Consider the following 11,152-nt stretch of genomic DNA (forward strand, 5'->3'; position numbering starts at 1 on the left):
CGTGGCCTGGTTTTCTGCATCGGGGGCGTTGAACCTGCAGGCTGGAGTGCCGCTGATTCTTTTTGCAGTGCTCGCCGCCCTGGTGATTCTGTTGGTGATTGTGGCGGTGGCGTGGGGCCTTAATCCAAGCCGGCAGGATTTTGCTTGGTTTATGCGGCTGCGCCGCCCGCGCTGGCTGGTGTTTGAGGGCTTGATTCCCGTGATTTGGCTGCTGATCTACGCCTGCTTCTACATCTCGGCTTGGCTCACCTGGCAGGCCAGCTGGAGCGGCCTGTGGATGGCGGCTTTCCTGGTGCAGCTGGTATTGGTGCAGAGCTACACGCTTGTGATTTGCCGTAGCCGCAGCCTGGGCAGGGGCACGGTCATTGGCTTTTCTGGCTGGGTGTGGGGCATTGCCCTCACCCTCGCTGTGGCTAGCGAGAGCTTGCTGGCGGCTGCTTTGCTGCTGCCTTACCTGCTCTGGAGCCCGGTGGGCACCTGGGTTACCTGGCAGATGCGTCAGCTCAACCGCTAGCCCTGGTCACCTATGGCGACTCGCGAGCCACGGCCAGGGCCGCCAGCAGGCCGCCGCCAAAACCGCTGAGGTGGCCGATCCAGCTCACCCCTGGCGGTGAAAAAATCGGCAGCAGGCTGGGCAGCACCCCCGCATAGGTGACCAGGGCCAGCACTGAAAGGAGCAGGGAGAGGGGCCGCTTCTCCAGCCAGCCGATCAGCAGCAGGTAGCCCAGCAGCCCGTACACGACCCCGGAAAGTCCGTGACTGCCGTTGGGCCAGAGCAGCCATACCGGAATAGCCGTGGCATAAACCCCCAACCAAACGGCCAGATAGTCGCGGCGGCCGCGCAGCAATACCAGCCAGGAGAGGGGCAGAAAGGTGAGCGAATTGCCCAGGAGATGGCCAAAACCGCTATGGCTGAAGGGAGCTGTCAGCACCCCGAGGAAGGAGCCTCCGGGCGTCATCGGCAGGTTCCAGTTGCCACCGAAAACCAGCTGGTCCACCAGCTCCTGGAGCCAGGGAATCAGCAAAATCAGCGGCGGAAGCAGCAGATTGAAACCGGCCCGGGCGATCAAGCGATCCAGACGTTGGGGTAGAGATTCGCTCACGGCTCGCACTTGAAGTTGCAGCGCAGCATGGCAAGGGCTTCATCAGGCAGGCCCAGCAGACGATCCAGCCAGGGGTCCCCGCACGGTGGCACGCTTGCCACTCCCACCAGCAGGGCCGTGCCATCGGCGCTGAGGGGCTGGCCCATGGCCCGGTGGCGTTGCCCCTGGGCTGCGCCCGTGCTGAGCAGGGTGTCGATCACCAGGTCGGGGGCGCGGTAGAGCCCAGCAATGCGGAAGCGAAAGCGGGCCTGGAAGTGCAGTTGAACAGCACCTGTTGCTGAATCGATGCTGCCCGCCAGCTGCTCAGGGGCGATGGCGATCTCCAGGCCCGGGGGCAGGGGCAGCCCCAGCACCCGGGTGGTGCGCCAGTTGAGTGGCGGAATCAACAGGCTGGCGGGCTCGAAGCTCACGGTTTGCGGGCCGCCAGCTGGGCCGGGGCCGAGCTCACCGGTTCCGCCGCCGCCGCTGGCGTCGTAGCTGAAGTGGGGATAGGCGCCGATGGCCAGGCCACAGCCCTTAGTGGTGCCTAGCTGCAGCGTGGCAACCCCTAACTCGGGGCTCACAGGCTGCGCAGCGCGTCTAATTCGCCGCGGCTGTGCAGTTCGGCCAGCTCGTTGTAGCCACCAATGGCGACGCCATCGATGTAGAGCTGGGGCACCGGTCCCGTCTCGTCGGGTTCGATTTCGACGAAGGCAATGCCCAGGGTGCGCAGCATGCGCAGGGCCCGGCGCGAAAAGGGGCATTCCGGCCGGCCGGCGATTTCAACTCGCGGTTCGCTGTTGACTGATGTGGTCGGCGATGCACTAGGCGCTGGGCTGGTGCCGGTGCTGAGCAGGCCCACCAGCAGATCGGCGCCGCGCAGCACCAGGGTGCCGGGCTCGAGGTGGCCGCCCCACACCTGGCAGCTGGCATCGGAGAAGCTCAGGTGCAGGTGCACCCCATCCGGGCTGATTGTGCCCTGCAGGGTGATGATTTCCAGCTCGCCAGCCAAAACCGTGGGTGCGCTTTTGCCAGGGCAGGCAAAGGCGGCTTGGGAGAGGTTGCCCACCACACTCAGCACAAAGCCGCCGGCGTTGTGCTCTAGGGCCAGCTGCTCCAGGCTGCGGCGCACATCACTGCCGGCTTCGAGGTGCAGCGGCACGGCACGCATGGCAGATATAGATAGGTGGGTGCAAGGCTACGCCGGCCCATGCTGGTGAGGTTGCCCTGTTGCCATGGCCCCGGATTCCGCCCTCGCTGCCCTCAACCTGGCGGTGGTGGGACATGTGGAGTGGGTGAGCTTTGTGGCAGTGGAGCAGCTGCCGGTTGCTGGCTCGATCGACCGGGCCACCGCCTTTCTGGAGGAACCCGCCGGTGGTGGGGCGGTGGTGGCGGTGCAGCTGGCCCGTCTCAGCGGCAAGCGGGTGCGGTTTTTCACCTCCCTGGGCCGGGACGCCACCGGCGAGCGCTCAGCGGAGCGGCTCACGGAGCTGGGTCTTGATCTTCAGGTGGCCTGGCGGGATGCCCCAACCCGCCGGGGGGTGAGCTTTGTGGATCGGGCCGGTGACCGCAGCATCACCGTGATCGGCGAGCGACTGGCCCCGTTGGCTAGGGATCCACTCCCCTGGGCTGATCTGTCCTGCTGCGATTGCGTCTTTGTGACCGCGGCCGACGCGGCAGCTCTGCAGCAATGCCGCCGGGCCCGGCTGCTCGGCGCCACGCCACGGGTTGGCTTGCCGCTCTTGGAGGCCAGCGGAGTGAGCTGCGATGCCCTGATCGGCAGCGCCCTCGACCCGGGTGAGCAGGTGCCCGCTGGCGCTCTATCGCGCCCCCCCCGACTACGAATTGCCACCGAAGGGGCGGCTGGTGGCTGGAGCGAACCAGGCGGGCGCTTCGCTGCCCAGGCCCTGGTGGCCCCGCCGGTCGACAGTTATGGCTGCGGCGACAGCTTTGCAGCCGGGGTGATGGCGGGACTGGCGGCTGGTTGGACCGCTGCCGCAGCAATCAACCTGGGCGCCCGCTGCGGTGCCGAGTGCGCCGTTGCCTTTGGTCCCTACGCCCGCTCTAACTGACCTGGTTTTGCACCAGCAGCAGCAGCCTGTTTGCCTCCGGATCCAGCAGCCAGGCCTCCACTCCGAAGGCCTCCTGGCGCGGACCGTCCAGAAGCGTGGCGCCCAGCCCAATGGCGCTCGCCAGCCAGGCCTGCAGCAGGGCCATGGCAGCATCGTGGTCGTTGCCGGCAGGCACGCTGCGCTGCAGGCACGTTGCTAGCCGGCCTGGTTGTTTGGCTTGGGGCCGGTTTTGGGATGGGGCGTAGATCTCCAGGAAGCCACCGGCGGGCCAGGGCACCCGCCAATGGCTGGCCCCAAGCCCCTGCAGGGGCTCTACCACCAGCAAATCGGCGTAAAACCTTGCCAGGGCAGGGGGATTGTCTGCAGCCAGCACCAGGGAGCTGCTCAGGCTTGGGGTGTCTTGCACCGTTTTTATTGATTGTCGAAAAAGTCTGCAACGGCTAGATCGGGGCGACGCAGCAGGGCAAAGATGGTGCCGGCGTTGCCACGGCACAGCCTCAGCTCCTCGGTGAGCACGGTGATGTCGAGCCAGGCTGGAAAGCTTTGCTGCACCTCCCGTTGCAGCTGTAAGCGTGTGGTGCCCAGCAGAGGACCGCGCCAGCCACCGCTCTGGAAGCTCACCTGCACCCGCTGCTGTGGAGTTGAGCTGTTATCGCCAGGGCTTGATTCGAGCTGGATGCTGGCCTCTACAGCTATGCCACCCAGGCCGGCCAGCTGCCCTGGCGGCCTCAACAGATTCAGGGCGCGCCCCCGCGATGGAGCCAGTATCTGCAGGTTCTCCAGCCATGGCACAGCCTGCAGATAGGGCTGGCTGCTGCTGCTCCAGCGCAACTCCCATACCCCCTCCAGCAGTTCGAGGGCACCTGGGGCGGCGAGATCTACTGGAGAGGTGCGCTCGAGCTCGAGAATCAGCTCCCTTACCCGCGGCCCCTGGCGTTGGGCTTCCCCCCTGGCGCCACGACGCAACAGGACCAGCAGCTCCTCTCTTGCTTTCAACATCTGGGCTGGCCGAGGTCTTTACAACCAGTTATAGTTGTTGAAACATTCCTCAACACTCATGACCGAATCCACCGCCCGCTTCGGATTTGTTGCTTTTGCTGAGACCTGGAACGGCCGCTTGGCCATGATGGGCTTTGTGATTGGTCTTGGCACCGAGCTGCTCACCGGTCAAAGCATCGCTGCTCAACTGGGCCTAGGCTGATTGCTAGAGCTCATAATCTCTGGTTTTTACCAGTGATTTTAATCCCTAAAATAAAAGCCCGAAGCTCTTACTCCGGGCTTTTTTTATGGGCAGTTGTCTAGATCTAGCTAGATCTAGCTAGATTTGGCTGGCTGGCCTCGAACTGTAATAGAAGCCACCATTCACTCCAGTCTGACTAACTACGGTGCAGCGAGTTGCTACCCGCCACAAGGCGCGATGGATAGGTGTGGGGTCGTAGCGAACTAGCTCGGGAAAACGCTGCTTGAGCAAGGCGCTGGCCCGCCAAGCGTTGTAGTGGGGAATTTTCGGGTTGATGTGATGGCACACATGGGTTGAGCCGATGCCGTGATGCAGCAGGTTGAGCAGGGGGCCATAAGGACGATCCACCGTCTGTAGAGCACCTTTTGCCCAATTCCAGTCGCTGGTGGAGAAGTGGGGAATATCGGTATCGGTGTGCTGCAGCCAGGTGTAGCCAACCAACCAAGCATTTACCACCAGATAGGGCAGTCCGTATACCAGCAGCACTCTCGCCGGGGAGAAGTGGATGGAAGCCCACACCAGTACCGCAACCATCGCCAGAAGTCCGAGGTTTGAGATCACCATCAGGCGACGGCAGGAGTCGGGAAATAGCTGGCGGGCACCGTTGCGGAAGGGTGCAGCCGTAGTGAAATGGGAGGTGGGGCTGCCGTACTCTTCGCCGCTGGCAACACCAAACATCAGGTAAAGGGGCCAACCCAACACCAGGTGGGTAAACAGGGAGGCCACGCCGTAGAGGGCCTGGCCCAGCTGCCGTCTTGTTCCGGCCACGAAGCGTCCCGAGCTGGAATCGGAGCGAGGCGGCACATGGGTTTCACCTGCTTCGAGGTGGTTGCAGTTGGCGTGATGTACCGCATGGCTGCGCTGCCAGCTGAAGTAGGGCACAAGAAGCAAGCTGTGAAGCACAAATCCCACCACCGCTTCGACGCGGGGGTTGGGATGGAAGGCACGGTGACCGCACTCATGGGCAATTACCCAGCAACCTCCCGCCAACGTTCCAGTGACTACGGCATAGAGCAGCCAGAGGGGCGCAGCGCTGAACTGCAGGGGGATCAGGGTTCCCAGGCCATAGGCCAAAACAGATAGGCCCAGGGACATGGCCAGACTTCCCCAGGCTTTAACCGGGTTGATCTTGGTTAACTCAGAGGGCAGGCAGGCAAGCAGCTCAGCTTTGCTGGGATAAGTGGCTGCTGGCGTGGCGACCTGCGCGGTGGCTAGGGACGGCAGGGAAACAGGTGGAGTCAATGAAGCTGCCGCAGGACAAGGGGGAATGGAAACGGCCCCGAAAAGGCCTATGTGACCTTAGGTATCAGCACCCTGCTGCCGCGCCTTGGCAGGCACAGCCACCTCTCCTTATGGTTCAGCGTGTTTCAAGGGCATTAGGGAAATGACTGGCTTAGAGCTGCGCCAGCGAGTTTGGGAGCTCCTGGATGTCAGTGAGGATCAGCAAAGCGGGGTGGCCGAGTGGGATTGGGTCGACGTTTCCCTGCTCGTGCTGATCCTTTTGAATGTGCTTGCCGTCATCCTGGAAACGGTGCGGAGCCTGCAGCTGCGCTTCAGCACGGTTTTTTGGGCGTTTGAGATCTTTTCGGTAGCGGTCTTCAGCGTCGAATACGCAGCCAGGATTTGGTCCTGTACGGCTGATCCACGCTACCGGCAGCCGATTGTTGGCCGGCTGCGCTACGTGAGCAGCTTCTTGGGTGTGGTTGATTTTTTAGCGATTTTGCCATTCTACATCACGCTCGCCTTACCTGCCTCCGCTATTGATCTGCGAATACTCCGAGTCCTCCGGCTACTGAGATTCGCACGGGTGCTCAAGTTGGGTCGCTATTCGGATTCCATCGGTCGCATGAAGCGCGTGATCGCTGCACGCCGCGGAGATCTTGGTGTGGCACTCGCATTGGTTGTGGTTATGCTCATCCTGGCTTCGAGCGCCATTTACATTATTGAGGTTGAAAGCCAGCCAGAGGTATTCACAAGTATTCCTGCGGCGATGTGGTGGGGAATCTCGGCGCTTACGACTGTTGGCTACGGTGACATGGCTCCAGTTACACCGCTTGGCAAATTCCTTGGCGGTATAATTCAGCTGCTTGGGATTGCCATCTTTGCCCTACCTGCTGGCATCATTGCAGCTGGCTATGAAGAAGAAATCCGGCGTGGTAGGGAAGACAAGGGGATTTGTAGCTCCTGCGGGCGCCCATTTGGCCCCGAGAGTGAGCCTGGCCAATGCACAGATAGCCAATAAATCTTGCCAGGTTCACTCAACCCTGAAGGTCACGGCCATCACCGCAGTGATGTCCTTTGTCGGCGTTTGTGATCGCGCCGATGCCGGCGCCGGCCCTAGCCCGGGTGTCCTTTGTGGCCTTTGCCAGCATGTCGACCCGCTCCAGAGGCACGCCCTTGCCGATCAACTGCCCAATCTGACCGGAGATCTTATAGATCTTGGCGACATTCCAGCTGCCGATCAGCACTGCTTGCGTGGTGGTCCAGGTGGTGGAGCGCAGGTTCCCGGTGCGGGGATCGCGCACTTCCTGCCTTTCCGATTTGACCGAGTCGAGCTCCATCTCATCGGCCTCGATGCCTTGGGCCTTGAGGAAGGCCACGGTTTGCTCTACTGCAGGCTGCAGCCCTTGGTAAGAAGCTTGCTGGCTGGCCCCGCTCTGGGAGACCTTCACCGACCAATCGACGAAGTCGGATGTAATTCGCTCCGTGCTGGCTCCAGTAACTGTGATGGTGTCGTTGGCGTTGCGGATGCCCCTCACCATGACGCCACTGGCGGTGGTGAGCCCGAGTCCAAGCACGGCCATGGCAAACACCAGTGTTGGCGTCCGCTTGAGAAACATCCAGCTGCTGAGCGCCCAGTTCTGCATTTTCACTCGTCTTGGAAGCAGCTTAATTCAGCCTATTGTGCTGTCGCTTGCCTGTCTCAATGCTGTTGCGAAGAATGGCTTGTTTATCTAGCCCAGTAGCTGTTAGTTGAAGGAATATTCGAAGACAATCTTCAGGCTAAGGCTCTCGGGTGTGGCGCGGTCGCGGGCGATGTTGGCAGCAGCGCCCTAATTACACTCAGTGCCTCAAGGCATCCCGGTGGGCACTCAAGAACGCCTCTTGTTCCCGGCTAAACGGTCGGATCAGGTTCGCCCCTTCGATGCCCCAGCAGCGCAAGGCCTCCCCTGCCGCCTCGTGCTGCCAGACCAGCTCTCCGCCTGAATCGAAGCTGATCCAATGGCGATCAAACAGCTTGTCCACATGGGGGGAGAGCAGCAGGCCGTTGGCGCCGCTGAGCCGTTCGCTGTTGTCGCAGGATCGCCAGGGTTTGATGTGGCTCGCCACCAGGAACTCCTGCCGCGCCAGGCCCGTAACCCGGCAGGCCGGCTCCAGTTCCGACACCCGATGGCGAAACAACCCCTGCCCTAGCCGCGCCTTGGTGAGCGCATCGCGCTCGGTGCTGCTGGGCACCTCCCGCAGCAGCTGCATGTCATCGAGCAGGGCCTCGGTGTAGGCGCCCTCTTCTGCCAGCACCACCAGGTGCACGCGCACCGCCGGATCGGCGTGGTCTTCAATCAGCTTCAGCAGCAACAGGCCCAGGGTTTCGTTCAGCCCTGCCAGGTACACCCCCTGGTTGCCTCGGCCCGTGCTGGTGCTGATTGGGCTGTGGCGTTCGGGCAGCAGGGGCTGCAGCAGCTCAAAGAACGTCTGCGGCACCAGGGCCTGGCGCAGCGGCTGCCAGTTCACCCGCACCAGCCAGCCCTCCTGGCTCCAGTTCTCCCCTGCTGAGCCAAATTCCGGCGGCTTGGTGGCCGTGACCGCCGCCGTTTCCACGAGGCCCAACTGGCTAATGCGCCCATTCGCATAGCTGAACACCACATCCCCCCGCTGGCAGCGGGTGAGGTTGTCGTAGGTCACATTGCGGGCGCCGTTGGCATTGGTCTTCGGCGACCAGATGTAGCCGCCGTCGGTCTCCTGCCGGTAGGTCTGTTTGTGATTCACCCACCAGTAGGAGGGCATTGATACTCGCTAGGTTTTGACCTGTTGTACCCCATAAAACCGGTCGGGGCTTCAATATCCCTGCCTACCAGCCAGGCCTTGCCGTTCACCAGCAGGGTGCTGTTGATGGGGAAGGGACTAAGCAGCTTGATGGTCGCGTAGGGGAACTCTGTATAGAACCCACTACCAACAACCATGGCCCCTGTAGTCAAACCTCCTGGACTGATACAGCGCTATCGGGAATTACTTCAGACACGCCACTACGCGCGCCGCACGGTGAAGACCTATGAGCTGTGGCTGCGGCGGTTTCTGCGCTTTCATCACCTGCGCCACCCTCGGGAGATATGAAGCAGGTGAGTGCCTCCACTCAGAACCAGGCACTGGTGGCGTTGCTTTTTCTCTACCGAGATCTGTTGGAGCGCGAGCTGGAGCTCGATGGGGTGGTGCGTGCCCGGACGCGTCAGCGGGTGCCGGTGGTGCTCAGTGAAGGCGAGGTGAGGGCGGTGAGAGAACGGCTGGAGGGTGAGCCTGCGCTAGTTGTTGGGTTGTTGTACGGCAGTGGTCTCCGGCTAATGGAGGCACTGAGGCTGCGGGTGAAGGATCTGGATTTCCAGCGGCGGGAGCTCGCCGTGCGCGATGGAAAAGGCGGCAAAGATCGGATGACGATGGTGCCCCAGAGCTTGGTGCCTGGGCTCCAGGAGCATCTGGAGCAAGTGCGCGAGCTGTATCGGAGCGATTTGGCGGCGGGTTGGGGCCGCGTGTTGATGCCCTATGCCTTGGCCCGCAAGTATCCGAATGCGGAACGTGAATGGGCGTGGCAGTGGGTGTTTCCCCAGCAAAAGCGATGGTGCGACAAAGTTTCTGGTGCTCAGGGGCGACACCACATCGATCCGAGCGTGGTACAGAAGGCTGTGAAGCGGGCACTACTTGAAGCTGGTGTGACCAAGGCGGCCAGCTGTCACACCTTCCGCCACTCTTTTGCCACTCACCTAATGGAGAGGGGCCAGGACATACGCACGATCCAGGAGCTGCTCGGTCACAAGGACGTCAGTACCACCATGATCTATACCCACGTCCTGAATAGAGGCCCTCACGGTGTACGCAGCCCCGCTGACGCTCTGTAACCATCTGAACAGTTGGTTCGCGGACCCGTGAACCACGGCTATCTTGGGAGGGAGTTCTGAAAGACCCTATGCAGGGTAAAAAGTCTCAGGGAATTAACGACGCTAGGCGTCTTTGGTTATCGGAAAGGCACAATGTGCGCGCCTCGGTTCACGGAACCGTCCAATAAAGAGTTATCCGTATCCAGCAAGCCGTTGACCGCAAGTCGCACCTGGTACCGATTGGTAGTACCATGCATGGATGAAGCGGAAGCACCAGCGCACCCTTGAGCTGATCTTTTCCCGACCCGTAAGCGGCAGCTTGCCGTGGAGGGACATTGAAGCCCTGTTTCAGGAGCTTGGTGGGGATGTCAGTGAGCGGGCGGGCAGCCGAGTCGCGGTCGTTCTGTTTGGCGAAGTCAGGGTCTTTCACAGACCCCACCCATCGCCTGATACAGACAAGGGTGCTGTTGCTTCAATCCGCAAATGGTTTGAAGAACACGGAGTGACACCATGAACCTGATGAATGTGGATGGCTACCACGCCAGAATTGAGTACGACGAAGAAACGAATCAGTTTCGCGGGGAAATTCTTGGCCTTTCTGGTGGAGCGGACTTCTATGGATCCAGTCCGGATGAGCTTCGCCGAGAGTTCAAAAAGTCATTGGATGTCTTTCTTGAGGTCTGCAAGGAGCAAGGAATCGAGCCCCGCAGACAATTTTCTGGCAGATTCAATCTTCGGATTCCGCCTGAACTACACGAGAAATTGGCGATGACTGCGGAGGTGCAGGGAAAGAGTCTCAATACGCTCGCGCAGGAAGCACTCCAGAGAAGTGTCACGGCATAAAGGAACGGATAACAAGCCCCTGGAGTGGACAGGCCACCACCCATTTCCCGTTTCGCAATTAGTCCTTGCCTGCCACTCAGGGGCAGCCGTTAGCTGCACAGGAAGGCCGTGGTCGGTATCCTCATGGTGATGGTAGCGATTTCGGATGCCCACAATCCTCAGAAGTGGACCTTACCGGATCTACTTCTATAGTCACGAGCCAAACGAGCCACCCCATGTTCATGTTGACAGAGATAAGGCGTCATGCAAAGTCTGGCTTTTTCCCGTTGCACTGGCATCGAGCCTTGGCTTTGGCGCCAGGGAGCAGCGAGAGATTGAACGACTGGTCAGCTTGAACAGAGCTAGCCTGCTGAAGGCATGGGAGGAGTTTCATGGCTAACCCTGGTGAGCAGGTCACTGACGTTGCCTTGACTGAGGACAGGCTGATCGTCGACTTGGCGGATGGACGATCTATCTCGGTGCCGTTGGCTTGGTTCCCACGGCTTCTTCATGCAACTTCCCAGGAGCGTGACAACTGGGAGATTGCTGGGGCTGGCTACGGAATCCACTGGCCAGATATCGATGAGGATTTAAGTGTGGATGGCCTGCTTCGAGGTGCGCCAGCGCCCCAGGTAAAGGCACTGGTCAGCTAACACCACCATCCACCTGAGCCGCCGCCGTAAGCTTTTCTTCTTCGCTGAGCATTTCTTGCGGCCAGGTGATGGCGAGCGTTCGAAGGATGGTCAGTGGAACTGGTGCGTGGAGAGAAGTAGCCGTTAGAAGTGAGTTGAACTTAGGGCCGCTGGCTTAGGGTTTTGGAGCCAGGAAAGAGATCGGGGGTGCAACTTT

The 11,152-nt window shown here is 61.1% G+C and carries 16 protein-coding genes and 1 pseudogene; 9 read left to right on the forward strand and 8 right to left on the reverse strand.

Translation table 11 applies throughout. The features are described 5' to 3' along the window. Position 1 precedes the first annotated feature (1 nt). Positions 2-514 (forward strand): TspO/MBR family protein, encoded by a 513-nt coding sequence (locus tag KBY99_RS12225; protein WP_254999320.1) that lies wholly within the window; start codon positions 2-4, stop codon positions 512-514. Positions 515-524: 10 nt separating this feature from the next. Here KBY99_RS12225 and KBY99_RS12230 read toward each other — a convergent pair whose 3' ends face one another. The 3 genes from KBY99_RS12230 to KBY99_RS12240 are packed head-to-tail and all read right to left on the reverse strand — an operon-like array spanning position 525 to position 2,253. Beyond that, on the reverse strand, positions 525-1,103 hold the full coding sequence (locus KBY99_RS12230) for a rhomboid family intramembrane serine protease (RefSeq protein WP_254999321.1): 579 nt from the start codon (positions 1,101-1,103) through the stop codon (positions 525-527). Beyond that, positions 1,100-1,666, reverse strand: coding sequence for a hypothetical protein (locus tag KBY99_RS12235; protein ID WP_254999322.1), 567 nt, complete (start codon positions 1,664-1,666; stop codon positions 1,100-1,102). The genes KBY99_RS12230 and KBY99_RS12235 overlap by 4 nt, the downstream gene beginning before the upstream one ends. Next, positions 1,663-2,253, reverse strand: a complete 591-nt coding sequence (locus KBY99_RS12240) for a PCC domain-containing protein (RefSeq protein WP_254999323.1) — start codon at positions 2,251-2,253, stop codon at positions 1,663-1,665. Before KBY99_RS12240 ends, KBY99_RS12235 begins: the two co-directional genes overlap by 4 nt. A gap of 64 nt (positions 2,254-2,317) precedes the next feature. Between KBY99_RS12240 and KBY99_RS12245 the strand changes: the two genes are divergently transcribed. Continuing rightward, on the forward strand, positions 2,318-3,154 hold the full coding sequence (locus tag KBY99_RS12245; protein WP_254999324.1) for a PfkB family carbohydrate kinase: 837 nt from the start codon (positions 2,318-2,320) through the stop codon (positions 3,152-3,154). Here KBY99_RS12245 and KBY99_RS12250 read toward each other — a convergent pair. Then, the gene (locus KBY99_RS12250) at positions 3,147-3,560 is read right to left on the reverse strand and encodes a VOC family protein (RefSeq protein WP_254999327.1); all 414 of its coding nucleotides are present in this window, start codon (positions 3,558-3,560) and stop codon (positions 3,147-3,149) included. The two genes, KBY99_RS12245 and KBY99_RS12250, sit on opposite strands and share 8 nt — an antisense overlap. Before the next feature lie 5 nt (positions 3,561-3,565). Continuing rightward, positions 3,566-4,153: a PAP/fibrillin family protein gene (locus tag KBY99_RS12255; protein ID WP_254999329.1), complete on the reverse strand. Its 588-nt coding sequence runs from the start codon at positions 4,151-4,153 to the stop codon at positions 3,566-3,568. Positions 4,154-4,211: 58 nt separating this feature from the next. Between KBY99_RS12255 and KBY99_RS12260 the strand changes: the two genes are divergently transcribed. Next, positions 4,212-4,355, forward strand: coding sequence for a chlorophyll a/b-binding protein (locus KBY99_RS12260; protein WP_254993856.1), 144 nt, complete (start codon positions 4,212-4,214; stop codon positions 4,353-4,355). Between the two features lie 117 nt (positions 4,356-4,472). Here the strand turns inward: KBY99_RS12260 and KBY99_RS12265 are convergent, their stop codons facing one another. Beyond that, on the reverse strand, positions 4,473-5,489 hold the full coding sequence (locus KBY99_RS12265) for a fatty acid desaturase (protein WP_254999330.1): 1,017 nt from the start codon (positions 5,487-5,489) through the stop codon (positions 4,473-4,475). Positions 5,490-5,778: 289 nt separating this feature from the next. Here KBY99_RS12265 and KBY99_RS12270 point away from each other — a divergent pair, with 289 nt between their 5' ends. Further along, the gene (locus tag KBY99_RS12270) at positions 5,779-6,636 is read left to right on the forward strand and encodes an ion transporter (RefSeq protein ID WP_254999331.1); all 858 of its coding nucleotides are present in this window, start codon (positions 5,779-5,781) and stop codon (positions 6,634-6,636) included. Positions 6,637-6,652: 16 nt separating this feature from the next. Here KBY99_RS12270 and KBY99_RS12275 read toward each other — a convergent pair whose 3' ends face one another. Both KBY99_RS12275 and KBY99_RS12280 read right to left on the reverse strand, forming a co-directional pair. Beyond that, a complete protein-coding gene (locus KBY99_RS12275) occupies positions 6,653-7,261 on the reverse strand; it encodes an SIMPL domain-containing protein (RefSeq protein WP_315857994.1) in 609 nt (202 codons plus the stop codon). Between the two features lie 196 nt (positions 7,262-7,457). After that, positions 7,458-8,399 (reverse strand): HNH endonuclease, encoded by a 942-nt coding sequence (locus tag KBY99_RS12280; RefSeq protein WP_254999332.1) that lies wholly within the window; start codon positions 8,397-8,399, stop codon positions 7,458-7,460. 174 nt (positions 8,400-8,573) lie between these two features. Between KBY99_RS12280 and KBY99_RS12290 the strand changes: the two are divergent. The 5 genes and pseudogenes from KBY99_RS12290 to KBY99_RS12310 all read left to right on the forward strand — a co-directional run bounded on the left by KBY99_RS12290 (position 8,574) and on the right by KBY99_RS12310 (position 10,956). Next, positions 8,574-9,502: pseudogene (locus tag KBY99_RS12290) on the forward strand (integron integrase). A gap of 238 nt (positions 9,503-9,740) precedes the next feature. Then, the gene (locus tag KBY99_RS12295; protein WP_193913882.1) at positions 9,741-9,995 is read left to right on the forward strand and encodes a type II toxin-antitoxin system HicA family toxin; all 255 of its coding nucleotides are present in this window, start codon (positions 9,741-9,743) and stop codon (positions 9,993-9,995) included. Next, positions 9,992-10,324, forward strand: coding sequence for a type II toxin-antitoxin system HicB family antitoxin (locus KBY99_RS12300; RefSeq protein WP_254962381.1), 333 nt, complete (start codon positions 9,992-9,994; stop codon positions 10,322-10,324). The genes KBY99_RS12295 and KBY99_RS12300 overlap by 4 nt, the downstream gene beginning before the upstream one ends. Before the next feature lie 145 nt (positions 10,325-10,469). After that, positions 10,470-10,703, forward strand: coding sequence for a DUF4160 domain-containing protein (locus tag KBY99_RS12305; RefSeq protein WP_254999335.1), 234 nt, complete (start codon positions 10,470-10,472; stop codon positions 10,701-10,703). Continuing rightward, entirely contained in the window at positions 10,696-10,956 is a 261-nt protein-coding gene (locus KBY99_RS12310; RefSeq protein ID WP_254999336.1) for a DUF2442 domain-containing protein, read from the forward strand. The genes KBY99_RS12305 and KBY99_RS12310 overlap by 8 nt, the downstream gene beginning before the upstream one ends. Positions 10,957-11,152 lie beyond the last annotated feature (196 nt).

Origin of the sequence: Cyanobium sp. Maggiore-St4-Cus (genome assembly GCF_024345615.1) — a bacterium.
Taxonomy (GTDB): Bacteria; Cyanobacteriota; Cyanobacteriia; order PCC-6307; family Cyanobiaceae; genus Cyanobium_A; species Cyanobium_A usitatum.

Bases quoted from the DNA above. Each gene is read 5' to 3' on its own strand.
- KBY99_RS12240 (WP_254999323.1), bottom strand. From the start codon at position 2,253: ATGCGTGCCGTGCCGCTGCACCTCGAAGCCGGCAGTGATGTGCGCCGC.
- KBY99_RS12245 (WP_254999324.1), top strand. From the start codon at position 2,318: ATGGCCCCGGATTCCGCCCTCGCTGCCCTCAACCTGGCGGTGGTGGGA.
- KBY99_RS12255 (WP_254999329.1), bottom strand. From the start codon at position 4,153: ATGTTGAAAGCAAGAGAGGAGCTGCTGGTCCTGTTGCGTCGTGGCGCC.
- KBY99_RS12260 (WP_254993856.1), top strand. From the start codon at position 4,212: ATGACCGAATCCACCGCCCGCTTCGGATTTGTTGCTTTTGCTGAGACC.
- KBY99_RS12265 (WP_254999330.1), bottom strand. From the start codon at position 5,489: ATGTCCCTGGGCCTATCTGTTTTGGCCTATGGCCTGGGAACCCTGATC.
- KBY99_RS12270 (WP_254999331.1), top strand. From the start codon at position 5,779: ATGACTGGCTTAGAGCTGCGCCAGCGAGTTTGGGAGCTCCTGGATGTC.
- KBY99_RS12275 (WP_315857994.1), bottom strand. From the start codon at position 7,261: ATGCAGAACTGGGCGCTCAGCAGCTGGATGTTTCTCAAGCGGACGCCA.
- KBY99_RS12280 (WP_254999332.1), bottom strand. From the start codon at position 8,399: ATGCCCTCCTACTGGTGGGTGAATCACAAACAGACCTACCGGCAGGAG.
- KBY99_RS12295 (WP_193913882.1), top strand. From the start codon at position 9,741: ATGAAGCGGAAGCACCAGCGCACCCTTGAGCTGATCTTTTCCCGACCC.
- KBY99_RS12300 (WP_254962381.1), top strand. From the start codon at position 9,992: ATGAACCTGATGAATGTGGATGGCTACCACGCCAGAATTGAGTACGAC.
- KBY99_RS12305 (WP_254999335.1), top strand. From the start codon at position 10,470: ATGCCCACAATCCTCAGAAGTGGACCTTACCGGATCTACTTCTATAGT.
- KBY99_RS12310 (WP_254999336.1), top strand. From the start codon at position 10,696: ATGGCTAACCCTGGTGAGCAGGTCACTGACGTTGCCTTGACTGAGGAC.